This window comes from Desulfobacula sp. (assembly GCF_021107415.1).
This window is the reverse complement of record NZ_JAIOSW010000442.1, coordinates 1-25,557: the sequence shown is the minus strand read 5'-3', so window position 1 is coordinate 25,557 and position 25,557 is coordinate 1. Positions and strand designations below refer to the sequence as shown.

The 25,557-nt window shown below is 41.1% G+C and carries 14 protein-coding genes and 1 pseudogene; 9 read left to right on the top strand and 6 right to left on the bottom strand.

Annotated features, from left to right (window positions below):
* Window positions 1-4: 4 nt before the first annotated feature.
* The 3 genes from K8S13_RS22225 to K8S13_RS22215 are packed head-to-tail and all read left to right on the top strand — an operon-like array spanning window position 5 to window position 12,951.
* Window positions 5-5,671 carry a hypothetical protein gene (locus tag K8S13_RS22225; protein WP_291465914.1) on the top strand — a complete coding sequence of 1,889 codons (5,667 nt, stop codon included), beginning with the start codon at window positions 5-7 and terminating at the stop codon, window positions 5,669-5,671.
* A 58-nt stretch (window positions 5,672-5,729) separates the two neighbouring features.
* On the top strand, window positions 5,730-9,137 hold the full coding sequence (locus K8S13_RS22220; RefSeq protein WP_291465913.1) for a hypothetical protein: 3,408 nt from the start codon (window positions 5,730-5,732) through the stop codon (window positions 9,135-9,137).
* A 22-nt stretch (window positions 9,138-9,159) separates the two neighbouring features.
* Window positions 9,160-12,951, top strand: coding sequence for a thrombospondin type 3 repeat-containing protein (locus K8S13_RS22215; RefSeq protein WP_291465912.1), 3,792 nt, complete (start codon window positions 9,160-9,162; stop codon window positions 12,949-12,951).
* Window positions 12,952-13,010: 59 nt separating this feature from the next.
* Here K8S13_RS22215 and K8S13_RS22210 read toward each other — a convergent pair whose 3' ends face one another.
* The 6 genes from K8S13_RS22210 to K8S13_RS22185 all read right to left on the bottom strand — a co-directional run bounded on the left by K8S13_RS22210 (window position 13,011) and on the right by K8S13_RS22185 (window position 20,623).
* On the bottom strand, window positions 13,011-14,219 hold the full coding sequence (locus K8S13_RS22210) for an acetate/propionate family kinase (RefSeq protein ID WP_291465911.1): 1,209 nt from the start codon (window positions 14,217-14,219) through the stop codon (window positions 13,011-13,013).
* 29 nt (window positions 14,220-14,248) lie between these two features.
* Window positions 14,249-14,995, bottom strand: coding sequence for an N-acyl homoserine lactonase family protein (locus K8S13_RS22205; RefSeq protein WP_291465910.1), 747 nt, complete (start codon window positions 14,993-14,995; stop codon window positions 14,249-14,251).
* Between the two features lie 83 nt (window positions 14,996-15,078).
* Window positions 15,079-17,679: a PAS domain S-box protein gene (locus tag K8S13_RS22200; RefSeq protein ID WP_291465909.1), complete on the bottom strand. Its 2,601-nt coding sequence runs from the start codon at window positions 17,677-17,679 to the stop codon at window positions 15,079-15,081.
* Between the two features lie 284 nt (window positions 17,680-17,963).
* Window positions 17,964-18,695: an amino acid ABC transporter ATP-binding protein gene (locus tag K8S13_RS22195; protein ID WP_291465908.1), complete on the bottom strand. Its 732-nt coding sequence runs from the start codon at window positions 18,693-18,695 to the stop codon at window positions 17,964-17,966.
* On the bottom strand, window positions 18,692-19,708 hold the full coding sequence (locus K8S13_RS22190; protein WP_291465907.1) for an ABC transporter permease subunit: 1,017 nt from the start codon (window positions 19,706-19,708) through the stop codon (window positions 18,692-18,694). The genes K8S13_RS22195 and K8S13_RS22190 overlap by 4 nt, the downstream gene beginning before the upstream one ends.
* 93 nt (window positions 19,709-19,801) lie before the next feature.
* Window positions 19,802-20,623: a transporter substrate-binding domain-containing protein gene (locus K8S13_RS22185; RefSeq protein WP_291465906.1), complete on the bottom strand. Its 822-nt coding sequence runs from the start codon at window positions 20,621-20,623 to the stop codon at window positions 19,802-19,804.
* A gap of 324 nt (window positions 20,624-20,947) precedes the next feature.
* Here K8S13_RS22185 and K8S13_RS22180 point away from each other — a divergent pair, with 324 nt between their 5' ends.
* The 6 genes and pseudogenes from K8S13_RS22180 to K8S13_RS22155 form a co-directional block, all read left to right on the top strand.
* On the top strand, window positions 20,948-22,135 hold the full coding sequence (locus K8S13_RS22180) for an amidohydrolase (RefSeq protein WP_291465905.1): 1,188 nt from the start codon (window positions 20,948-20,950) through the stop codon (window positions 22,133-22,135).
* An 83-nt stretch (window positions 22,136-22,218) separates the two neighbouring features.
* On the top strand, window positions 22,219-22,992 hold the full coding sequence (locus tag K8S13_RS22175) for an ABC transporter ATP-binding protein (protein ID WP_291465904.1): 774 nt from the start codon (window positions 22,219-22,221) through the stop codon (window positions 22,990-22,992).
* Between the two features lie 43 nt (window positions 22,993-23,035).
* Window positions 23,036-23,815 carry an ABC transporter substrate-binding protein gene (locus K8S13_RS22170; protein WP_291465903.1) on the top strand — a complete coding sequence of 260 codons (780 nt, stop codon included), beginning with the start codon at window positions 23,036-23,038 and terminating at the stop codon, window positions 23,813-23,815.
* The gene (locus tag K8S13_RS22165; RefSeq protein ID WP_291465902.1) at window positions 23,815-24,504 is read left to right on the top strand and encodes an ABC transporter permease; all 690 of its coding nucleotides are present in this window, start codon (window positions 23,815-23,817) and stop codon (window positions 24,502-24,504) included. The genes K8S13_RS22170 and K8S13_RS22165 overlap by 1 nt, the downstream gene beginning before the upstream one ends.
* Before the next feature lie 2 nt (window positions 24,505-24,506).
* A complete protein-coding gene (locus tag K8S13_RS22160; protein WP_291465901.1) occupies window positions 24,507-25,193 on the top strand; it encodes an ABC transporter permease in 687 nt (228 codons plus the stop codon).
* A pseudogene (locus tag K8S13_RS22155) lies at window positions 25,190-25,557 on the top strand (Icc-like protein); the annotation flags it as partial. The gene K8S13_RS22160 and the pseudogene K8S13_RS22155, both read left to right, overlap by 4 nt.

Sequence of the window (25,557 nt, the reverse complement as noted above, 5' to 3'; positions counted from 1 at the left end):
TAATATGATTCAGGAAAAACGGTTTTTCAGATATGGTATTATTTTTTTGCTGATGTGTTTTCTTTTACCTTCCGTGGTCAGTGCAATGACCATAAGTTTTTCAACCACAAGTGTGGATAATGGCAGCAGTCATTATTTAAGAGGTGAAAGCCCTGATAAAATTGATATTTTAACTGATATTGTCCTTGAATATCTTCCAACTGAATCGCCTCCCCAGGATCTGTATCTTGTTTACTGGATCAAATATAAAACAAACATAATAAAATCTGATTATGTTCCAATTTTACCTCAAAGCTGGGGCACTATAGGAAATGGCTGCACCAAGCTCACATTGCCCAGCAGGACAAGATGTGTTCAGACTCTGGAAGAAGATCTTGTTTTTTCTTCTTTCTCTTTGAAAACAGGTACATATGAAATTGGCATGACCCTGGTAGATGATAAGGATAATCCAACAATAACATATGATACTTATACTACCAATATTGAATACCATGTTTTTTTCGGGAATATCAGTTTTAACGGGATTGATGTGGAGTTTACCGATTTTTCATTATATCTAAGCTGTCAGGGCGGCGATTATTATTTTACTAATATCAATGGCAGTGCAGATATCATGGGCAACGAACCATGGCAATGGTCAGCCGTCTCTCTGTGTACACAAATTAAAAACATAAGTAATGGATATATTGATCTTGGAGTGGTATCCGGTACTGCTAATATCGGCGATGTATCAGGAATAATATCAGAATTTGAAATTTCTTTTTTCAGTATGACAATGGATAATGGCGGTGCTGAATATGATACTGCTGAATTCTCTCTTCCGGAATCTGTGTCTGTGCACAGATTTAAAGGGTCGTCTCCAGATCATGTAGCTCAGATATGTCCACTGGGCGTCCGTCTGCTTCAATTCGGGCCGGGCAGTTTTGCCTCTTCCATAGATGAAATTGTTTTAAATGATAGTGGTGAACATTATTTCCATGGCTATGGTCTGCCTTTTTACATTAAAACAGGCAGTATTATTTTTGACATGGGCAATTCTGATCAAGGTTTAAGATTAGAAAGCCCTGAACCGGTGTACGTCCATGATTTCCTGACAAAGTCTGGTGTTATAGGAGAAGATGATAATCGCAGCAATGAAGGTTTTCCAAGTAATGATATTCTATTTTCAAAAGGAGGATTTGCTGGAGCACCAGTATATATAGAACCAGATGGGATCAATACAAGTAATGCATTGCGATTTTCAGGAGGCGGCAATGAGCCTTTATTTTTTCCAAGGTCTCAAATTGATTTTAATGCCTGGGATGTAGAGGTCATTAATAATCAAATTAAAGGTGAGGCTGCCAACACCCCTGATATCACCGGTGTCACCATGAAGTTTAACCGGGACTGCCCAAGCGGGAGCTGCGGTGCAGGAGGCGGATATTTTACATACCTTTTAGAACCCATAAGTACCTACATGTCACCCCAGGGGGCATTATATTCAATGTCAGGTGCCATGCCGGCTCCAGAGGAAGAAAGTCCCAATATAACCCGGATTTCCTGGGGTGGATTTGAAGACAGCGTCCCGACCTTTGACAGGGATGACGGCGGCATAAATACCGTGTTTGTCACCCCGGGATTTGTGATACCTCAACTACATGGTATAGCCCAGACACTTTACGGGTCATACACATTTACAAATGAAGATAAATATCCCCAACTTCATATCCTCCACCATGGAAATGACGACTCTGCCAGGCTGGGGAATGGTTTTTTTGCCGGCTTGAACCTGGGTCCGGAATTTTTATGGCAGGAGCAGGGAACCGCACACCCCATTCCCGGTAATGGGGATTTGCTCAACGAGAGTGGGGATCCTTTACTTCAAGTCCGATTCAGCGGCAGGGAAGAACAGGTTTCCATGGAGATTACCCCTGTATCTAAATATGTGCTGCGCCAGGCAGGATTAACAGGTGTGTTTAACACCACTTTTGAGAACTTTAATCCAAGCCCGGTGGTGATTTATGATTACAATCTGAATTTTAACAATTTTGCTTTCCGCCAGGACAGAAATGTTCTGGACGATGTTACATTGATTGATGGCAATTTAAGACTCCATGGCCTGGTGGGCGGCAGCCATGGTATGAAGATTGATTTTTTAAGCCTTGGTTTGACATGCAATGGCAACCTTGCCGGTGGTACGATAGATTCCGAAGATGAAGGAACCTGGCCCAATATAGATCCTGACGATCCTTTAAAACTCCTGTCTGCCAGTGGCGGGGATACACGTGATAATGATGAAGATGGCCTTGAAGACGAAGCCTGTAAGCTTCTTTACTATTGGGAAATGCCAATACTGCTGACGGGTATCTCCTTTGAAAATAATTCATCAGACACTTCATCAGGTGACTGTAACAGCGAAAAAGAGCTTGAACTTGTTTCAAGAAATCATGTGGCTGGTGTAAACAAGCCCATAACCATGTCCGGCAGGTACATGCCGGATGGTTCCATCAAAGAGCAGCGGATTACATCTGCTGTTGAGATCATAGTTGACAAGCCCTTTTCCGGTGATAAACCCGGATTCTCCACCAGGCTTAACAGAGCTTACCTGAACCAGGTGTCCTATGATCCCGGCAACATTCCTGAGCCGGGAGGATTTGCCGTATTGGCAGGAGATGTGGATGTTCCCCTGTTTAATGATGCAAAAATATGTTTTGAACTGGAGAACAATGATCCAATCTCTATTAACGATTTCGGAATCTATGTTTTTAATGATGAAACCATTTCGGATCAGGATTTTGATGGCATACCAGATGATTATGAGGGAATACAGGAAGAAGAAAATGTTCAGGAAGACTACTGGGCTCTTCTTCACAAGGATGCGTATGGCGAGGATGAGCATTTTTTCCCGGAATTTAAATACTCCTGGCCGGGACCAGGAGTGATTGATCTGAATTTTCAAGCAGCATATAATCATGCTGTTGGCAATGAAAATCCATGGTTTAAGGGATTTAAAAAATATACAGAGATAGTAAAAATCATTCAACTCAATTCCAATGCAGATTTTATTACACCTGAAAGAACCAAACTTTCTTTTGGTATGAATGCATCCATGGACAATATCTCCTTTGATTTTCTCAGTATTGATAATCTGCCGTCAGGTCTGGATGATTTTTTAAGTAATGCATTTGATGGAATGTGGAGCCCTGACTTCAGCCTGGAAGATATTTACGGGGCTGTTGCCCGGGCTGAACAGAAAATGCATGATCTTACAGGCGGTGATATTCTGGAAAAGCTTGGAGATGCCCTTGATGAAAGGATTAAAAATGAACTGAGTTCGGAAATTGAAATATTTACTCAAGCAATGCAAAATGTTCAGCAGAGTAATACTCTTTTAAGATCAGTTTATATTGACCCTCTCACAGATATGCATACACAGCTTGAAGATATTTTCAATTTGAGCACCATGGAAAATATGGTTCAGTTATATGACATCGTTCAGGACCGTAACCCGCTGGCAGCATTAATGGTTTACCACGGAGATGACCTTCTCCTTCCTGGTCATCCAGGCGTAAATGGTATTCCAGATGAGAATACTCTCAGCGATATGATCCTTCGTTTTAATACAGTCAAGGCAAGTGTTGAGCAGACCATCTCAATCCTTGAAAACGCAAAATCCATGCTGGAGTCTGATATTTTCACCCAGCCTTCCAGCATAACAGATGTAATTATAAACAATATTGATGCTGCCAATACTGCCATTGATGCATTGAACAACGGTTTAGCACCCCAACTGGTGAAGTTTGCTACTGGCGAAGATGACCTGTCAATTACAGGCGTGGTTTCAACAACAATGGATTCTATGCATGATGTCATGGACAAGATAGCTTTCATTGATCTTGAAATGATAGCTGCTGCCATTAGAGTAGCAGTAACCGCTGCCGGTGTTACCGAGGATCTGTCTGATGTTTTTTCAACCATGGAAACCGCCCAGATGTACATTGATCAGGCCATTGATCATGTCGAAGGTTACATTGTAAATGCAGAAAACAATCTGGATGAATTTTTGGAACAACCAAATATTTCGTTTGAATTTTTGAGGCTTGATTTAGACGACAAAATCAATGCTTTCAATGATGCTGTGAGAAATCATGCCACAGTTTCCCTGGATGAAATTAACACAGCGTTGATGCAGTTTAGAGCCTTGCACCAGGCTATGTTATCAAAGAGCGAATTTCCTCCTGCCGGATCCTGGGATTGGGCTTCTCTGGTTCAAGCTGGTCAAGACGAGCTTGATGGACTGGCAGAGTCACTGGCAGATGCTTTTGATATTGAAGTTGGAGGGGATGCATATTTAACAGTGTTCGGTCAGGCGAAACTTTTAAATATGCTGGCTGCCCCGTTTGCCTGGACAACTAGCTGTATTATCACTGACAACTGCCTTGTCAATATCATGCATGAAATTTCACAAGGCAGCATCTCTTTTCTTGCCAATTCCACATCCAATGATATCAGAAGCCTGATTAAAACCAGCGTGATGAATGAAGAGCAAATTGTGGATATTAATAATCTTGTGTTTTCTCTGGTGGGCTATGTAAGTGATGAAGTTGATGAGGTGGTTCTTGTGTGGATAACTGATCAGATCAACCGGCTTCTCAAGGCGGCTTTAAGTGCAGTTAATTCAGCAGTGAGCAATGCCGTGGCAGAAAACACCGAAGAGCTTGCAGACTGGGGTTTTATTGAGTCGGTGGGCATCAGCGGATATGGCATTGTCAGCCAGGACGAACTTGAAAGGCTCCATCTTGGGGCAGAGTTTATTTTTTCAGGATCATGGGAAGATTCCTCTTTCAGTGCTGCCCTTGATGTTACATCATGGAACAGTGAAGATTATAAAACCGGATGTACCGGCGAAGGTGATGGCAGTGCCGGCAGTGTGGATGTTGTTATTTCAGCATATGATCTCTCCTGTGAATTCATGGGGCAGGATGTTGCACTGCAGCAGATTGCTCTTGGGTTTACCCTTGGCAGGGTTGATGAAATAATGATGCCGGTTGGTCTTTTCGGCAATATTTACCTTCGCGGAGAAATTGGACAGCCGGGCTTTAAGCTGTATGACCTTGGCATGGAGGCAGGATTTGGCAGGGATGAAAATTATTTTGGTGCAAGGGGAGCAGCTGTTTTTGATGATTACAATATCCAGAAAATGGCTGTTTTTTTTGGCAGATCCTGCAATTTTGATGTGCTTCGAAGACTTGATGCTGAAGCAGCAGGTTTTATTGGAGAAATTTCTCCTTTTGAAGGTATTTATCTTCGGGGAGCGGCTGAAATACCTATTTACAACAATGACTGCTGGATAAAAATTGCAGCAGGAGCAGATATCGGTTCATGGGTATTAAAAACCCCGGATCTGAAAATCGGTGGTATTCTGGGCGGCTCTGCCTATGGAACTCTTGCCTGCATGGCATCCATAAAGGGAAAAGTTAAAATGAAGGGTAAACATGATGATTCAGGCTTTTCTTTCCAGGGCAATGCCTGGGCCGCCTGCGGAGTGGGTCACTGTTCTCCTGGAAAATGGGACAACATCAGTGATGCCAGGGATGATGACTGGTGCAAGACTGCTGATTCCAAATTTAAAGCAAGTTATAAAAATGATCAGTGGGATATTAAAAAACCAACAGTAAAATGCTGTTATTAGCGCTGAAAAGGATAAAAATATATTAAATTTTACTGCACTGTAATATAGGAGCTTTTATATGTTATACTATGCAAAAACAAATCTAAAATCAGGACTTCCAACTTTTTTCCTGCTGTGCATCATCTTTGTTTTTTTGTTCCCGTGTTCAGCCTATTCCAATGGAAAGCTCTATTTTTTATCCCTTGTGGAAAAAGATGATTATGATCAATCCAGAATCATTCTTGAATGGGGATCACTTGAAGGAAATATTTTTGAAGACATTCAGCAGTTCAAATTGTACCGTTCTGAAAACAGCGGAAGCGGATATGGCGATTATGCAGAACTGCCCCTGCCCTTTCCGGCATTCCTGCCGGATCAAAGCCCTATCGGTAATGAGTCTCAATGTGAACAAAATCTCAAGGAGAGGATAGCTGAAAGCACCACTGAAAAACGATTTAATAATCTTTTGCAGATTTTAATCAATTGGGGTTATGATGCAAATATACAAAATTTTTATAAGTTTCTTTTCCCTGTGCTAAATCCTGAAGATAAAGATGATTATAATGCGTTAAAAAAGATGCTGCTGCTAAGAAGATTTCCAGGTATTGCAGTGGCATCATCCTTAGGATATGTTGATAAAAATGTTAAACTCCAAAACAGATATAAATATCTTTTATCCATCATAAAAAAAAATACGCAAAAAATCCTTCCTGCCGGTAAAACCCCTGAAATTGATCCCAGTCAGATGACTGCTTTGCCTGAACCCACCAATTTCAGGCAGGTTCTTGTTTCTCAAAACAGCATAGACTGCTCGGAATATGATAAAAATCTTGATGACAGACTGATCCACATGACCTGGGATATCCCCTCATCTCCCAGTGAACTCAGCCTTCAGGTCATGACCTATGGATATGATATTTTCTGGGCTGCAAAAGATGATACAGGTGTGATTGGCGATATAGAAGCAAGGGATACAGCAGCAATTGAAACTCATATTAATGCAGGCAGACTTCACAGGCTTAATGAAGATCCCATCTTTATTTCCGGTCCTGCTTCTTCTGAAGGCAGGGAAAGCTATCTTGTAAAAGATAACGGGTCAGAGCATGCCGGTTGGGCAAGGGGGGATGAATTCATGTATTATCTTGCTGCCATTGATATTGCCGGGCACTATTCCAAAGGCAATCTGGTCAAAATAGAAGGGCTTGACTCAGAGTCATATGCAATGGTGCAGGACATGCAGGCTCCCCCAATTCCCTGGCGTATCCGAACTGTTGAAGAAAAAAATAATTTTGATCCAGAAAATCCTGCTCCCCCTGATTTTTTCCTGGAGTGGGAAACCATGACAAAAAAAAGCTGGCTACGAAACTATGGTGAAGGAAAAAACATCTGCCATGGGGATGACACAAAGGTGTGTTATTCAATGGGAAATCAGGCTTGCAAAGGCAATGAACGAGATGTCTGCGTTGATCTGGATATCAAAAAATACAGGGTCTTTAAATTTGACACTCCGGAAAAAGCAACAGAATGGGGGGCGGATTTTGACGGGGATGGCTGGCCGGACAGTATTGAACAAGACAAAGGGTTTAATCCGTGCAATAAAGAAAGTAAACCTCCTGGAGAGCTTCCCATTGCAGGAACCATTCCCCATGATCCTGACAAAAAAGCTACAAGATTTAAAATTCAGGAAACGCTGGTGTATGACAAGGTGTATTGGTACAGAGTTGCAGCAATAGATCAAAACGATAATATTGGCAATCTTTCCCCGCCTGTAAGAGTGGTTCTGCATGACAGGACACAGCCAGAGAATACTTCAAATTTATTCAAAGAAAAGTGCAATTTTAGTGCAGAGTGGTCAGGGAGCTGTGGTCAACCTGGAGATGATGCCATATTAACGATCAAGGTTGATATATCTGCTGAGAATACAGTTGAATATATTGGTATCTATTCCTATTACTATGATATTAAAGATCAAGTATACAGGTACAGGTTTCATGGAAAAAAGAAAATAACAGGCAGTGAGATTGAGATTACATCCACCTTTTTTAACAGCTGTGATCCAAATGGATGTGAAGGCAATCCTGGTGATTGTGACTATGTTGTCAGGTTCTTTGATCATAATGATAAACTCATAACTGAGTCTGATCTTTTTGATCTGTCCCAGGACTGCAATATTTATAACGGTTGTATCACATTGACAAAAGATATAGAAACTTGCTCCCTGTATCCATATGATGGGCAGGATGATGATTCCGATGACACTTTCTATTTTTGTCCTAATTTTTCCGAAGAGTTAGGTAAACTTGAAACAGCACGCCTCTATCTGAGGATTAATGGCAAAATGAGTCCATTTTTTTCCATTGAAAATACAACTGATTGTAAGGCAATTCCCGGGCTGAACTGGATTGTTCCGGATAATGCCTGTCTTGGGTCCAGAATATTCAGTAAAAATCATGTCGGTTCGGAAATGAAATTTTTTGACTGTTTTCCCAGAAAGCAAATTACATCCGATGACACCAGCGGCTGGATAAATCCTGAACCTTTTCCTGCCCCGATAATTGATGACATTGAAACGGGTGAAGATGATCAGGGAAAATATTTCACAATTTTCTGGACCTGCCAGACCGATGGGATTGCCGCATTCCCTGTAAGAATGAAAAACAGTGAAAATCAGTTTTATGAAACCAGTTTCAACCTTGAACAGGATGGCAAAGGCCGATTTTTTCACAAAATTTATCTCAGGGATGACAATGATTTGAATAAAAAATGGTATTTCAGTGTCAGGGCAGTTGATCTGACCATGAAAGCCAGTGACTGGTCCAAACAAAAAAGTGGAACCTGGGATGATATACAGATCCTTCAGAATCAAAATCAAAAAACAAAGATTCTGCCATGGCCCAATATTGATCTGCCGGAAAATGTTGACAGGTTAAAAACTGCCTTTATTATAAGAGATCATTCCAGTGATTCACCCCTGGCATATATCCCCGCTATTGTGTTGTCAGATGATCTTTCAAACCTGAGTATTGGCAACAAGATTTATCGGTGTGCTCAGACAATCTCTAAACTGCTTATTGATCTGGAATGTAATGGAGTGGAAAGATGTATTATGGATAAGGAAACTGAATTTGAATTGTGCAATTTTTGTCCTCTGCTTCAGGGACTGCTTTCCATGGATTCATTTATCGTGTACCGCCAGGAGGAGGGTAAGGATTATGTCCAGGTAAGCCCGCTTCTGGAAAAACTCCATTGCTATTCAGAAGATAATGATTATTTCATGCATGATCCCTATATCTTTTTAAGAAATTTTCAAAGTGCCGCAATTACAGGTATAGGAAATATTGATGAAAATCTTATCACGGGATTGCGCCTTGTTTTTGTGGATCGTTATCCTCGTACTGAATTGGTCAGAGTGCGATACAAAATCCTGGATGTAAATCACAGTACAGGGGAGATTGATCGTATTTATACAACAAATTGGATTCAATGATGAAGTGGAGAGGATTAAACTTATGAAATCATACATAAGACTAAGTTCAATTCTGGCTATTGGGGTATTATTAATCTGTTCAACATCCTGGACAGCTGAAAACGTTTTTGTTTTTTCAAACAACGATGAAATCAAGGCAAGCTATAATGTCCCGGACTGGACACAGGGTTTTGATACCGGCAATGTCGTGTGGCAGACCTGGGATAATGACCCCCCAGAGATGACAGACAGCGATAAAACACCAATCGTCCTTGAACCGGGTGATATTGCCATCCCCAATATGGTAAATCACGGAACCACTCCTTCTCCTCAAGATTATCCCTCCGTCTCTGTTTACAGTTTTGGATTTCCTGTTTATGACACTACCATACCCGATGGATATCCGGGTATATCCATCTCCCCTGCACCGGGTATCTATAATGAAACCATCCTTGTTACTGTTAAGGCCAGTGTTCATGGCGGAACGCCGGATCTCAGGGTAAGAGTAAATGACGGTCTGTGGCAGAAACCCGGAACCCATATCATTTCTTTATTCCTCTATAAATATTCAAGGATAGAGATTGAGGCATCAGATTCAGGGAATATTACACAGAAAACATTTTATTATACTATCAATAATAAAAAACCTGAAAGCATAGATACTGATGAAGATGGCCTGCCTGATGCCTGGGAAATTGAATATGGCTTTAACCCTTTAGATGCAGGTGATGTAAATAAAGACAGTGATGAAGATGGTATCTCTGATTTTGAACAGGCTATAATGGATTTTGATCCAACAAAAACAACTGACTCAGATGGTGACGGCTGGAGTGATTATGATGAATATGTCAGGGATACAAATGAAAATGAAGAATCAGATCATCCAAGCACACATAATTTATACGAAGTGGAAGCAAAGCTTTCCGGGGTTGTTTATGATCTGTCCGGCCCAATAGGAAATCGTTATTTTTCCATTCAAACCCTGTCAGGATCAAGTCTGTATGAAGGTGAAATTCCTACAGCAGGAGAATATGAGGCACGGATACCTCTGGGAACGGAAGCTTTTTTTCGAAGTGGTCATGCAATAGGTGATGACAGCCCGGTTCCGGGCTTTGTTGTAAAGCGTTACATACCGAATGTGAGCAGCCTTGAACCAGCAGATATGGAACCCGAGATTTGGCCATGGGATTCCCCTGAAACCTGGATGTCCCAGTTCAAGGAGTTTTTAAGAGCAAATCTTGTTCAGGATATTGAAGGGTTTGATATTCGACCGGAACATTATTCAGATATTGCTGTGGTTGAAAGGATGTTTGAACTTCTTTCAAACCAGGAATCGGGAACATTTCTTGCCTTTGGAAGAGAAAATCACACTCCCGGAGTAACTCTGGTTTCAGCATTAAAACATATCATATCCCAACAAATTGATATTTCTCAATTAACCAGTGAAGAGAATGATGTTCAGGAACCCAGAAATATGAATCTTCTCATGGAAGATATCCACTACAGTCTAACGGCGGTAAAAGAGTGTCAGGGAATTCCAGATATTAGGCAGGCTGTTCTGGATATTTATGAAACACCTGATCAGGATATTGAACAAATCGTATCCACAATTTTTCAGGAACCGGCAGCAAGTTATTTGAGCCGTCTTTTACTTTTCTTTTCTAAACCTGTAATTGATCGCCTACCCCATGATTTCTGTGAAGCTACAAATCCGTTTGAAGATTCAGATCAGGATGATCTGTCAAACATAAGAGAGTTATATCTGTCTGATTCCCTGTCATATGTTTCAAATCCTTTTTTGCTCGATACAGATGGGGACGGTGTACCTGACGGGCAGGATAATTGCCCTAAAACATTTAACAGTGATCAGAATGATGGAGACTGGGATGGAAAAGGGGATGCCTGTGATAGTGACTTTGATAATGATGGACTGAGTAACGGTGTCGAGAATATCTTTTCCAGTAACCCGGATGTTGTTGATAGTGACGGAGATAATATTTCTGATCAGGAAGAGTGGAATTCCAATACTGATCCCCAGATGCCTGATCCACCGCCGTTCTGGCATGATACCAGATACACGGCAGTAAATTATTTCACTGCCGTTCAGTTTTCATCTGCTCAAGATTTTGAAGATATCCCCCTTTTGTTCGGCAATCTTGTAACATCCATATATGGATATGAAGCTGCCAGCAAAGTTTCATTTAAAACTATTGAAAAGGATGGTTTCCAGGTAAGGGCCAGCAACAGCCCGGGAGGTGAAGAAGATCAGGATAAGTGTTCCTATCTTGCCATAAATAAAGCACCTGGGGGATTTCAAACAGGGAGTGTGAGCAGGCTTCCCATACCTATCATGGGCTGGCTCCAGATTAATTTTAACCACCCTTTTATCCAGCCCCCCTTGATCTGGGCAGCGGTTAATACCAGGCTCCATAATGCTGTTGTTCATATTGAAATGGGATCAATCAGTGAAAACGGTTTCCAGGTACGGCTCAGACAGGATGCCAATTCCAGTTATATATATCCTCCTGATCCGGAGCCTGAGACACTGGTCTGGATGGCAGCAAGTTTACAGGATGCTGGCAAACTTGGTGAGGCCGGGAAAATATTTGTTTCAAGTGATGAGTGGACCAGAGTCTGGTTTAATGATCCCTTTTCATCAACTCCAGATCTTCTTGTAAATATTAATGGCCAGGGAGATCCTGGATTTGAATGCGTGATACAAAATCTTGACAGTGAAGGCTTTGATATACGGCTTGCTCCTGATACCGGTGTTCCTGGAACAGCAGTTCTACCGGTTTCATATCTTGCATTGGGAACACAAATATGCACCAGTGATCTGGATGGTGATTATGTGTGTGATAACAGGGATAATTGTCCGGGAACACCCAATCCTCTTCAATTGGACAGTGATAATGACGGGCAGGGAGATCTATGCGATGCAGATAATGATAATGATGGTCTTCCAGATGTATGGGAAAGAGATGTTAATGGAGTGGCACCATTTTCACAGGACACTGATGGTGACGGCATAAATGATCCTGACGAAGATCTGGATTCAGATGGATTCTCAAACATTGAAGAATTGATTGCAGGTACAGACCCCAATGATGATAATTCAGCACCTCATGTAGAAATAGAGCTTGAAGGTTTTGAAACCGGTGATCTTTTGCAATATCCATGGCTGACATCCGGCAATAACCACTGGACAGTTACGGATGTACATCCTAAAGATGGAGTATATTCAGCTGAATCCAGGGATATTGGGCAGGAACAGATCACTTCTCTTGAAATTAATTTATATTGCAAAGAAGGGGAGATCAGCTTTGCATACTCCCTTGATTCAGAGTCTGGATCAGATTATCTAAAATTTTATGTGGATGGAATACTTAAGGATCAATGGTCTGGAACCATACCATATTCTTATGCAAACTATGCACTGGCAGATGGTATGCACCATTTTTCATGGGTTTATGAAAAAGATGAATCAGGCTCTGGAGGAGGTGATAAGGCCTGGATCGATGAGATTGTTTTTCCGGGCAGCGCAGATTCTGATACAGATGGTATGCCTGACGGCTGGGAATTTGAACACAATCTAAACTACTTTATTGATGACTCACTGAATGATCCTGACCTGGATTTATTTTTAAATATCAAGGAATACCAATATAATACAGATCCAAATGTGTCTAATTTAGACCCTGATTTCAGCATTGGTATTGATGCAGAGGATCAGGATAATGATGGGAAAGATATGGCAATTTTCATAGATGGGTTTGAGTCAGGTATTTTTTCAGGTTCTGATCTTGAAGATTTTGCTTTGGAATTTGGTAAATAGTTCACAAGGCAGAGCGGATCTTTTAAACCACCCTGCCTTGTGCAATAAATATAAAAAAATTAGTCCTTACCTAACACCTGAACGGCTTCCCTGGCAATTTGAAGTTCCTCGTCGGTTTGAATCACCCATACCTGAACGCGGCTTGATTCAGAGTGAATCAAGTAAGGATTTGAAGATGAAACCTTATTTTTTTTCAAATCAACTTCAACACCAAAAGATGAAAGATTATCGCAAACCTTTGAGCGAATGATATGGTCATTTTCGCCAATCCCTGCTGTAAAAACAATGGCATCAACCGTTCCAAGGACTGCAAAATAAGCACCGATCTGTTTCTTGATATGGTAAGAAAACATTTCAAGTGCGAGAGTTGCTTTTTCATTTCCTTTTTGGGCTTGTGCATGAATATCCCTCATATCATTCAAGCCGCAGATACCCTTTAAACCGCTCTCTTTATTCATCATCCGATTAAGCTGTCTTATGTCCATATCTGTATTTTCCAGAAGATACCCAACAATAGCCGGATCAATATCCCCGGAACGAGTCCCCATCATCATACCGGCAAGGGGAGTCATTCCCATGGAGGTATCCACACATTCTCCTTTTTTAACTGCACAGGCAGAACAACCATTGCCAAGATGAAGTGTGATTAAATTTATCCGGTCTGTGGCCTTTCCCATAAGCCTTGATGCTTCCTTAACCACATATTTGTGCGATGTCCCATGAAACCCGTATTTACGAATTTTATATTTTTCATACAATTCATAGGGAAGGCCATATAAAAATGCTTTATCTGGCATAGTCTGATGAAAATTGGTATCAAACACCGCAATATTGGGTTTACCGGGAAAGATGCGTTCTGCAACCTCAATCCCCGTCAGGTTTGAAGGGTTATGCAATGGGGCAAGTTTATTATTATCTCTTATGGTTTTTTTGACTTCATCATTGATCAGTATTGCGGTTTTTAATTTTTCCCCTCCCTGAACCACACGATGGCCAATGGCATCAATCTCTTTGATCGCATCAATCACACCTGTTTTTACATCTGTAATAAAGGATACAACTTCGTGCATTCCCTGGTTCTGGTCTACAATCTTTTTTTTTATATAAACCGTTTCTTTTCCGTCTTTTGAAAAAACCATGTGACTGATCCCGGATTCCTTCTCACCAATCCGCTCAACAATACCACCGGTCATTGCCCTATTGCCATTCATATCAAACAATTTATATTTCAGGGAAGAACTGCCTGTATTTATCACCAGAATTTTCATGAATGCTCCGTCTCACCTTCAGGTGATGATCAGCCAATTGATTCGATTGATGCAAACCTTGGTTCATGCAGGGGAATGAGAATGTCGGCTTCTTTTTGAACCTGTTTCATAATGTCATAGGCTCTATAAACATCCACATGGGTTCCCGGCGGAATTACATCCATTTCCATGCCTTTTATTTCAGGCGGCGGATTAAAATTTTCATCAATCACACAAAATCCAGTAATAGCGGCTGTGCCCTTTTTTGTCTGGATATAAATCGTTAATCCGCCTTTTGTGTGAACAGGGGTATGTTTAACACGAATACCATCCAGAATTTCGCAGTCTTCCCTGATGATTTTAATCTGGCCGTTTTCTTCAATATCGTCAATATAATCTTCCAGATAGCGGTAGTCGAGGGGATGGGGATCATGAACGGATTCAAGTTCTTTTTCATGGATATAAAATCTGGCATTTACGCATTTATAATCATTTTCACAATGATCCATATGAAGATGGGTATGAATGACAATATCAATATCCGATGGTGATAGGCCGTGTTTCTCAAGCCCCTGTTCAAAGGTAAAGATTTTACCGCCAATGGCATCTTCCCTCTCCTTTGACTGGATTGGGCTCATCTCCCCTGTATCCACGAGAATATTTTTATCACCGCCTTTTACCACCCATGTATAGATGGGAATGGTATACTGCTCACCCTGACCATATTGATAGGTCATCATACTTTTATCAAAAACTTTTGTTCCCATGACAATGGGATGAATGGTGTATTCCTTCATAGAGCTATTCCTCAAAATGTGATTGTATCCATAAACATCTTCTTTCTTAAGTTAGTGATCCATATAACTATTATTCTACAATTTCAATTTTTATTTTTATTCAGTACCTCACATATTTTTTGAACAAAATCCTTCTTTAAAACCGGCTTTAATAGAAAACCCTTAATGCCTAAAGATGCCGCCTTTTCTTCAGACATGGTTTCGCTGAACCCTGTGCAAAGAATAATTGGAATTTCTTTCTGGATTCTTAAAATATTAACAGCCAGTTCGTCACCTGCCATTTGAGGCATGGTCATATCCGTGATGACAAGATCAAAAAAATCCGGGTTTTTAGTAAAGGCCTGTAATGCTGATATCCCGTCTTGAAATGTTGCTACTTTATAGCCTTGGCTTTCCAGGATTTTTTGTGATGTGACAAGGATATCTATTTCATCATCTACGAACATGATTTGTTCAGTCCCTTTGGGCAAACTTATTTTTTTTTTTTTTGAAAAATCATGGGAACTTTTTTTTTCAATGACGGGCCAGAATACCTGAAATGTGGAACCATGGCCGACCTTACTATATGCTTTGATATAGCCATTGTGCTCTTTGACAATACCATCAACTACAGCCAACCCCAGACCCGTACCCTTGTCAGTATCTTTTGTGGTAAAATAGGGGTCAAATATCCTTTCCAAGGCTTTTTTGTTCATACCATGACCTGTATCCCTCACTTCAAGTTTAACATAATGACCCGGGATATATGAATTCAATGTGGAATGGTTTTGCGGTGTGATTTCTACATCATTTAACTCCACAAATAAGGTTCCGCCTGAGTCAAGCATCGCATGGTAGGCGTTTGTACAAAGATTCATAACAACCTGATGTACCTGGGTAGGATCTGCCAATACCATTGCACGGGATAATATCTTTTCTTGTATTTCAATGGTTGTGGGTATTGAAGAACGTAAAAATTTGACAGCTTCTTTGATGATAAAAAATAATTCAAGTGATTTTTTTTTGTATTCCGCCTGTCTGCTGAACGTCAGGATCTGCTGCACCAATTCAGCTGCCCTTTGAGCACCCTTACCCAACTGATCTAAATTTTTCTTTGTTTTTACAGGATCATCGAGGTTCATTCCCGCCAGCTGGGTATAACCAAAAATACCAGATAAAATATTATTAAAATCATGGGCAATTCCTCCGGCAAGGGTACCAATAGCCTCCATTTTCTGGGATTGCCTGAGTTGAGCTTCTATTTTTTTTTGTTCGGTAATATCCGTCAAATTAACAACAAGGCCGTTATTTATTCCTTGAAGATCCTTTATTATCGCAGCACTAAGGAAGGTATCAATGATTTTCCCATGTTTGGATAATCTCTTTGTTTCAAATCGAACAGAATTCCCGGATTCATAAATTTCTTTTATTTTTAAATGGGTAATTTCTTGCTGATCCTCAGGTACAAATGGAATACGTTTGCCTTGCAGTTCATTTAAGGTCCATCCAAAGCTCTCAGTAAAGGCAGGATTTAAATATAATGGATATCCATTGATATCGTATACTGCAACAGGATCAGGGTTTGCCTCAAAAATTGCTTTTAATTTTTCTTCATTTTTTCTTAATTCCTCTTCAACCTGCTTACGTTCGGAGATGTCCCGGACCACCGATAGAACTATATCCTGACCCTTGATGTGCATTTTGTGATTGTGTACCTCAATTGGTATAATAGTGCCGTCTTTATGTATATCTAAACCCTCAAAGAATTTACCATGGATTAGTTCGTTCCTGAGCACACTTCCCACTTTACCTCGAATTTCCGGGGCTTGAAGGTCAGCTACGGTCATGGTTTTGAATTCTTTGCGTTCATAGCCGAGCATCTTGGATGCCGCAGCATTGGCGTCAATTATGCGGTCGTCCAGAGTAAAGGTAAAAATGGCGTCAGGCGCTTCATCAAAAAGCATGCGAAAGCGCTCCTCGCTTTCGCGCAGCGCAACTTTTATTTCGCCCGCTTTTATAACATTGTTTGTGAGAAAAAATGTAAACACCAATATCATTCCGATATAGGAATACTCCAGAATATAAATAAAATTATAGCCTCCACTGCTCACAAAGGTATCGTTCATGAGACCTGCAAAAAGTAGGATTATGGCTATCAGCAGCGGCATTCCATTTTCTTTGTTTTCACTCCTATAGAACTTCAGACTTACCATAAAAATATATATGAAAAAGAGTAACCCCACTATGCCCTGGAGATCGGTTAAAACGCCCGGGGTCATTTCGTCGTATCTGATATCATATCCGAATGGAAGCCGAATCTCCTTTATGGAAGCCACACTTGTCCATGTCAGGTCACTTCTGATAAACAACCCTGCCAAGGCAGCAAAGACATAGTAAACAGTGAATCCCATTACGATCTTCTTGTTTGTCTGGCCTGTATAATCAGCAATGAACCAAAGGAATGTGATACCCAGCACCGCCAGGGTAATGACCTGAAACCGTTGCCATTCGACGCCAAGTTCCGGTGAGGAAACACTGTACAGGCCTGCACAGCAGATAGAATATAAACCTACACTGAAACAGGAGAAGGCAAATGTTAGGTTTTGACGATTATCTTTTTTCCGGAGGTAAATCAAAAAATGATAGAATCCTACGTAGAACATCAAAGTTGCCATTACAACGGGTGGTATGGAAATTGTACTCATGGTTGGTTCCCTCCAAATGAGACTTTAGGCCGAACAAACATCCTTTTTTTGAATTATATCAAACTATGGGTTTTGTATTTTTAACAATACGAGTTCACCTTTGCACCCGTGAAAAGGTGAAAAACCAATTTACAATATATTGTAGTATATAGCAAATTAATTTTCAGGAATGATGGTCAACTGAAAAAAGTATCATAAGCGGAATTGACATTAAATTAAGTAGACCATAAAAAAGCCTGGAAAAAAATTCCAGGCTTTTTGGCTCAACTTATATGGATTCTTATCTACAAAATCTGCTTTAAGAAAAGCTTTGTCCGGTCGTGTTCAGGATTGACAAAAAAATGTTCCGGGGTTCCTTGTTCAACGATCCGGCCCTCATCCATGAAAATCACGCGGTCCCCCACTTCCCTTGCAAATCCCATTTCATGGGTGACACAAACCATTGTCATACCTTCATTTGCAAGGGTTTTCATCACATCCAGAACCTCTCCGATCATTTCAGGATCAAGGGCAGATGTGGGTTCATCAAACAACATGATCTTAGGATCCATTGCAAGAGCCCTTGCAATGGCCACGCGCTGTTGCTGTCCGCCTGAAAGATTGGCAGGATAGGCTTTGACTTTATCGGCTATGCCAACTTTTTCAAGAATGGCCATGGCTTTTTCTTCACGCTCTTTTTTACTTCTTTTCCTAACCAGTTTTTGGGAAATTGTCACATTTCCCAGGATGGACAGATGGGGAAACAGGTTAAAAGACTGGAACACCATCCCCATTTCAGCCCGTACTTTATTGATATTGGTTTTTGGATCAAAAATATCCACACCTTCCACGAGGATCTGTCCCTGCTCCGCTGTTTCCAGACGATTCAGGCATCGCAAAAAAGTACTCTTGCCTGAGCCTGAAGGCCCTATCACAACCACCACTTCCCCGGCTTTAATTTCATTTGAAACATCTACAAGGGCTTTGACCTCGTGGGGAACGTAAAATGTTTTATATATATTTTTTACTTCTATCATCCTGTCGAAGTCCTCCGTTCCAGATATTGTACACACATGGAAAGTGTAAAGGTTATCATCAGATAAAGAATGGCGCACAGAATCCATAATTCAAATGTCTGAAGACTGGTGGTAATACCTTCACGGGTTGCCTTGGTCAATTCCCTGATGGAAATCATACCCAAAAGGGAGGAATCTTTTATCAAATTGATAAACTGGCCTGCCAGGGGCGGCAGGATGGTTTTCAATGCCTGGGGAAGAATAATATGATACATGCATTGAAAATAGGTCATACCGGCTGACCGGGCAGCTTCCACCTGCCCTGTATGAATGGCCCCGATTCCGGCTCGGACAATCTCCACCACATAGGCCCCGGTAAAAACAGAAAGCGCTGCAATGCCGTACCACTCAGGATCTAACTTGGGAAGACCGTTCATCATAAGAATTTTATTAATCGTGGTACCCAGGACAAAATAGGCAATCATGATCTGGACCAGCAACGGAGACCCCCGAATAATTTCCACATAGGTAATGGCAGTCCATTTTAAAATCGGGGTGTCTGACACCCTTGCCACGCCGCCTATAATTCCCAGAGAAATTCCCAGAATAGTTGAGATAAAACTGATTTTCATTGTGATCCATAAACCAATTGCCAGCAGCCCAGGCTTCCAACCGCCTTCATATTCGGCAATCTTATCTCCCGGTGATGTAAAATCCCCTTCATCAAGATCAAATGAGCCCTTAGGTACTGTATAGGTGTGATCGCCTAAGTCATCTGTGATAATCACATCAAACTTATCACCATTTGCCTTGATTTCTTTTACTTCACCATTGGAGTCTGCCCAGATGGTCACTGTCTCAATATACATAAAGTATTTGGGAACCTTGTACCATCTCCAGATATAGTCAACCGTTGATGTTGCATAGTATACTGAGCCGACCATCAGCAGCATCAATGCAACAAAACCTGCCACTGAAAACGAATAGGCAGTCGGATTACTCAATCTTTGAATATTGGATATTTTTGAGTCCATCTATTTTATTAAACCTTAAATCTTAGCGTAATCAAAAAAAAGGCCGACAAGAAATTTTCCTGTCGGCCCAAAAAAAACATTTATATCAAATGATTATTCTGCAACCTTATCAAACCAGTCGGAACTTTTTAACCATTTGTCATAGGATCTTTGCCACAGTCCGTCACCTTTATACTGACGCAAGAAATTGTTCAGGTAGTTCATGAAGTCAGGATCACCCTTTCTGATGGCCATTGCAAGGGGTTCATAGGTAAAAGGCGTGCTAAGTGCAATAGATTTACCCGCACCATGCTGACCCTGCATTTTTTCAATAAAAGGAAGGTCATAGATCAACGCATCTATATTTCCCTGGATAACTTCCATGGCTGCTTCTGCTTCCGCTTCATAGGATTTGTACTTTGCCCTTGGGATCAGTTTCTGGGCAGCCTGTTCTCCGGTTGTTCCAAGTCTTGAAGCAATGGTATATTTTGGATTATTCAGATCTTTGTATGATTTAACGATGCCTTCAAGTCTTTTATTCAACAAAATAGCCTGTCCCACAACAATGTAAGGATCAGAAAAATTGATCTGAAGGTTTCTTGACTGGGTAATGGTCATACCCCCGATAATAATATCAAACTTATCCGTCACAAGAGCTGGAATAATCCCATCCCATGCTGTGTTTACCGGAACAAATTTTACACCCATTGATTTGGCAAGCGCTTTTGCCATATCAATGTCAAAACCCATGAATTTACCATCTTTATTGGTCATTTCAAACGGCAGGTACCCGGATTCAAAACCAACACGAAGTTGTTTGCTTTGAAGAATTGTTTCAATGGTTGATTTTTTGGCCAATTCAATATCATCTGCAAATACAGGTGCTGACACTAAAAGAAAAGCCATTGCAAACAATGAGATTAATACTTTTTTCATCTTTTTTCTCCTTAAAAATTAATGTTTGACTTTTTATAGTCCCTTAATTAAGGCCGGTATCCCGTAAAAAGCCATGTTAAATAACGATAAACCCTCATACATAAAATTAATACCATATAAGTGAGATTAATACTTAGCATAATAATTTGAAATGGCAAGAATTATTCATAAAAAAGACTTCTTTTTTTGGGGAAATCAATTATTTATTTGCTTGACTTTTATATTATTTTTTGCTCAGTTGTTACCTGGGTAGCAACAAGCTGGCATTATAATACCTTAACTCAATGGTTTTCGCAAGTTATTATAAAAGGATGGAGGGCTGACATGGAAAAGTTGAAAGACATAATAAGCAGTTATTATAATAGTTATCTAAAAGAGGTTAAACGTATCGTTCAAAAGATCCATGACACACCGGAACTGTCCGAAGAAGAGACCTTGGCCTGTAAGATTCAGGTGGAACTTCTTGAAAAATGGCAGTTTGCTGTTGAAAAAAAGTATAAAGGATTAGACACAGCCTTTAATGCGACGTTTGGTGAAGGTCGTCCCAATATCTGCGTCATGTCTGAATATGATGCCTTGCCCGGCATCGGACATGGATGCGGTCATAACCTGATCGCCGGTGTTGCCCTTGGCACCGGAATTGTCCTTAAGGAATTGATTTCAAAAAACCATCTTAAAGGAAGTGTTACTGTAATGGGTACACCAGCCGAAGAGAAGCGGGGCTGTAAAATTGACCTGATTCAGGCAGGAGCCCTCACGGATGTCGACATAGTTCTTATGGCCCACCCATCTGATCACCCCACATCCCAGTCTATGGAATCGGCAGGCATCATGCAATTTTTAATAGAGTTTAAGGGGCAGTCTGCTCATTCAGCAGCAGCGCCTGAAAAGGGTTTGAATGCGCTGGATGCAGTGCGCCTGATGTTCAATGGTGTGGATGCCTGGCGGCACCAGCTTCCTGAAACATGCAGGATTAACGGTGTGATTAAAGACGGTGGAAAGGCGCCCAATATTATCCCGGACTATGCCCTGGCAGACTTTTATCTGCGGTCCTTTGACATGGATTTTTTATTGTCCATGAAAGAGCGATTTGAAAATATTGCAAAAGGTGCGGCTCTCATGACAGGCACAACCGTCACAATAGAAGAAATAAAACATCCTTACAAACCCGGAAAACCCAACAATGAGTTAAACAAAGCATTTATGACACTTGCAAAAAACTATGGCATGGAACCGGAATGGATGGAACCATCAAGAGCTTCTTCGGATTTTGGCGATGTAACCTATGAGGTTCCTGCAATACACGCCTTTTTCAATATTACCGGAGAAAAAAAGGATGTAGTTATCCATTCTAAAGAGTTTACACAATGTGCCATCTCTTCCTTTGCTTTGGAGCAGATGGGAAAAACCGTTAAAATTTTATCAGAAATCGGATATATATATTTAACCCAAAAAAATTTTGAGAAAAAAGTGCAGGACGCCTTCCCGTTTGCCAAAACCAAAAAAGAATAAAAACCTTGACTTATAATTTTAAGCTTAATACTAGCAGAGTTGGGATATACATGAATAAATATTAATGATGGTGACAAGAATTCATGGAAAAAAATCAAATAGCATTATCAGTTGAAAATCTTTATAAAAACTTTGGTGATATCGAAGTATTAAAAGGAATTTCTCTTACGGCAAACAAGGGAGATGTCATCTCCATCCTTGGATCTTCCGGGTCCGGGAAAAGTACGCTGCTGCGCTGCATCAATTTCCTTGAAATGCCCAACACCGGGAAAATCACTGTATGCGGAGAAGAAATTGGGCTTGAAAAAAACCGAAAAGGTGTAAACAGACCCAAAGATATCAAACAGGTGGAAAAAATCCGCTCAAAACTTGCCATGGTTTTTCAGCAGTTCAATCTCTGGAGCCACATGACCATTCTTGAAAATGTTATTGAAGCACCCATCCATGTTTTAAAAATCCCCCGCGCCCAGGCTATTGAAAAAGCTGAGTATTATCTGGATAAGGTTGGCATAAAAGAAAAGTTAGACGCTTACCCGGTACAGCTTTCCGGCGGGCAGCAGCAGAGAGCCGCCATTGCCAGAGCCCTTGCCATGGAACCCGAAGTCATGCTCTTTGATGAACCCACCTCCGCCCTTGATCCCGAACTTGTGGGTGAGGTGCTTCAGGTTATCCAGACACTGGCCCGGGAGGGAAGAACCATGATCGTGGTGACCCATGAAATGGGATTTGCAAGGAATGTCTCTTCCCGTGTGATCTTTTTGCACGATGGAATAATTGAGGAAGATGGTGAGCCTGCAATAGTATTTAAAACACCGAAATCCCAGCGATTTCGGGAATTTATAGCCGTAAGCGAATAAATATAGAATTTTATTTTAACCTGATTTTAAAAAAGGAGTCGGTATGAAAAAATTATTATCAATGTTGGTTGTTTTAAGTATTGTTTTTGCAGCAGGAACTCTCTTTGCCAAAGACTGGAAAAAAATCCGGATTGGTGTTGAGGGAGCCTATCCTCCTTTCAGTTTTGTTACACCTGACGGAAAACTGGACGGCTTTGATATTGATATTGCCAAAGCCCTTGTAGAAGCGGCTGGTGCTGAAATAGTGCTGGTTGCCCAGGACTGGGACGGTATTATCCCGGCACTTCTTGCAAGAAAATATGATTGTATCATTGCTTCCATGTCCATTACTGAAGAAAGAAAGAGAAAAGTTGCCTTTACCAATAAATACTATCAGACTCCTGCAAAATTTGTTGTAAAAAAAGGCCTGATGAATGAATTTTCCAAAGCTGCCATCAAAGGCAAATCCATTGGGGTTCAAAGAGCCACCATCCATGATAAATACCTGACAGATAATTACGGCAGCGACGTCACTGTTAAAAGATACGGTACCCAGGATGAGATATACCTTGATATTATAGCCGGAAGAATCGAATTATTCCTTGCGGACAGCATTGCAGCTTCAGACGGTTTCCTGCAAAAACCCGAAGGCAAAAACTTTGAGTTTACCGGTCCCGACTTAGTCGATCCCAAATGGTTTGGTGTTGGCGCGGGAATTGCCTGCAGAAAACAGGATACGGCGCTTGTGAACATACTGAATGCCGCCATTGACAAGATCCGTGCAGACGGAACCTATAAAAAAATTCAGGATAAATATTTTGACTTTAACGTATATGGAGAGTAATGCTTAATCTTCAAGGATACGGACCCAGTATACTGCAAGGCACAATTCTCACCATAGAATTGTGCCTTGCTTCCCTTGTGATTGCGATGTTTTTAGGCATTATCACTGCCCTTGCAAAGCTATCTGGCTCCCGGCCATTGAATATGGCAGCCACGGCTTATACAACCGTTATAAGGGGCATCCCGGACCTGGTTCTCATGCTGCTGATCTTCTTTGGCGGTCAGGTATTGATCAACCAGCTCGGTCCCATGGTAGGATATGAAGAGTATATTGACATCAACCCGTTTGTTGCGGGTGTGTCCACCATTGGATTTATCTTTGGAGCCTATATGGCTGAAACCTTCAGGGGGGCTATATTAGCGGTTCCAGACGGGCAGCTTGAGGCCGGATACTCTTACGGTATGTCCCGTTTCCAGGTATTTTCAAGAATTTTACTGCCCCAGATGGTCCGCCATGCCATTCCCGGTTTTGGTAACAACTGGCTGGTCCTGATGAAAACCACAGCCCTTGTATCCATTATCGGGCTGAACGATATGGTCAGGATGGCAGCCCTTGCAGCAGGGGCAACCCGCATGCCCTTTACCTTCTATTCAGTTGTAGCCATCAATTATCTGATTTTAACTTCAATTTCCATCCTGATTTTAAACTGGCTCAATAACAAATACAGTGCCGGGATCATAAAGGATTGACCATGGATTTTTCAATTATATTTGGAAATTTAGATATTTATTTTGAAGGTCTTAAAAACACCCTGATCCTGGTATCAATTTCTCTGGTCATCGGATTGATCTTTGCCGTTCCCCTGGCAGTGCTCAGGACATCAAAAAACTTAGCTGTTTCAGGCCCTATCCAGGCATATGTCTATTGCTTCAGGGGCACACCCCTTCTGGTTCAGATGTTTATCATCTACTATGGCATGGGCCAGTTTGAACCCATAAAAGCTTCTTTTTTATGGTTTTTTTTTAAAGAGGCTTATTTTTGTGCCCTTTTTGCCTTTACCCTGAATACCTGTGCTTATACAATAGAAATTATCCGGGGTGCCATTGAGAACACCCCCCATGGGGAGGTAGAAGCAGCCAAGGCAGCCGGGATGTCAAATTTTTTAAGATTCCGCAGAATTATCCTGCCCAGTGCATTCAGAAGAGCTTTGCCCACATACAGCAATGAAATTATTTTCATGCTCCATGGCAGTTCCCTTGCCAGTGTCATCACCATCATTGATATTACAGGTGCTGCCCGAATCGTCAATTCAAGATACTATAGTCCCTATGAGGCCTTTCTTACGGCAGCGGTCTTTTATATGGCCATTACCTTTATAATTATCTGGCTGATAAAAAAGCTGGAAATCAGATGGTTTGCCCATCTAAGAAGGGAATGAAGACAAATTCGACAACACCTCACAATATAAGAATCCTGACGGTTTCGGATTTTGTTGACAAATCATTAACTCAAATGGTTGAAAACAAAACCCTTGAACCTGTGGATCTCATCATCTCCTGTGGCGACCTGGCCCCGGAATACCTCTCGTTTTTAAGGGACAGGCTTGATAAACCTCTCTTGTATGTAAAAGGAAACCACGATATCCGTTACACACCATCCAACCCTGTGGGATGTGAGAATATTCATGCAAAACTTCGCCGGTTTAAATCTTTGAATATTCTGGGCCTTGAGGGCTCCATATGGTACAATGGCGGTGTGAATCAATACACGGACATGGAAATGAAAAAAATCATCTTTGGCAT

What these genes read in the sequence shown, in the direction of transcription:
- K8S13_RS22215 (WP_291465912.1), top strand. Translation starts at nt 9,160, where the DNA reads ATGAAATCATACATAAGACTAAGTTCAATTCTGGCTATTGGGGTATTA.
- K8S13_RS22180 (WP_291465905.1), top strand. Translation starts at nt 20,948, where the DNA reads ATGGAAAAGTTGAAAGACATAATAAGCAGTTATTATAATAGTTATCTA.
- K8S13_RS22165 (WP_291465902.1), top strand. Translation starts at nt 23,815, where the DNA reads ATGCTTAATCTTCAAGGATACGGACCCAGTATACTGCAAGGCACAATT.
- K8S13_RS22210 (WP_291465911.1), bottom strand. Translation starts at nt 14,219, where the DNA reads ATGAAAATTCTGGTGATAAATACAGGCAGTTCTTCCCTGAAATATAAA.
- K8S13_RS22200 (WP_291465909.1), bottom strand. Translation starts at nt 17,679, where the DNA reads ATGAGTACAATTTCCATACCACCCGTTGTAATGGCAACTTTGATGTTC.
- K8S13_RS22170 (WP_291465903.1), top strand. Translation starts at nt 23,036, where the DNA reads ATGAAAAAATTATTATCAATGTTGGTTGTTTTAAGTATTGTTTTTGCA.
- K8S13_RS22185 (WP_291465906.1), bottom strand. Translation starts at nt 20,623, where the DNA reads ATGAAAAAAGTATTAATCTCATTGTTTGCAATGGCTTTTCTTTTAGTG.
- K8S13_RS22225 (WP_291465914.1), top strand. Translation starts at nt 5, where the DNA reads ATGATTCAGGAAAAACGGTTTTTCAGATATGGTATTATTTTTTTGCTG.
- K8S13_RS22175 (WP_291465904.1), top strand. Translation starts at nt 22,219, where the DNA reads ATGGAAAAAAATCAAATAGCATTATCAGTTGAAAATCTTTATAAAAAC.
- K8S13_RS22160 (WP_291465901.1), top strand. Translation starts at nt 24,507, where the DNA reads ATGGATTTTTCAATTATATTTGGAAATTTAGATATTTATTTTGAAGGT.
- K8S13_RS22205 (WP_291465910.1), bottom strand. Translation starts at nt 14,995, where the DNA reads ATGAAGGAATACACCATTCATCCCATTGTCATGGGAACAAAAGTTTTT.
- K8S13_RS22195 (WP_291465908.1), bottom strand. Translation starts at nt 18,695, where the DNA reads ATGATAGAAGTAAAAAATATATATAAAACATTTTACGTTCCCCACGAG.
- K8S13_RS22220 (WP_291465913.1), top strand. Translation starts at nt 5,730, where the DNA reads ATGTTATACTATGCAAAAACAAATCTAAAATCAGGACTTCCAACTTTT.
- K8S13_RS22190 (WP_291465907.1), bottom strand. Translation starts at nt 19,708, where the DNA reads ATGGACTCAAAAATATCCAATATTCAAAGATTGAGTAATCCGACTGCC.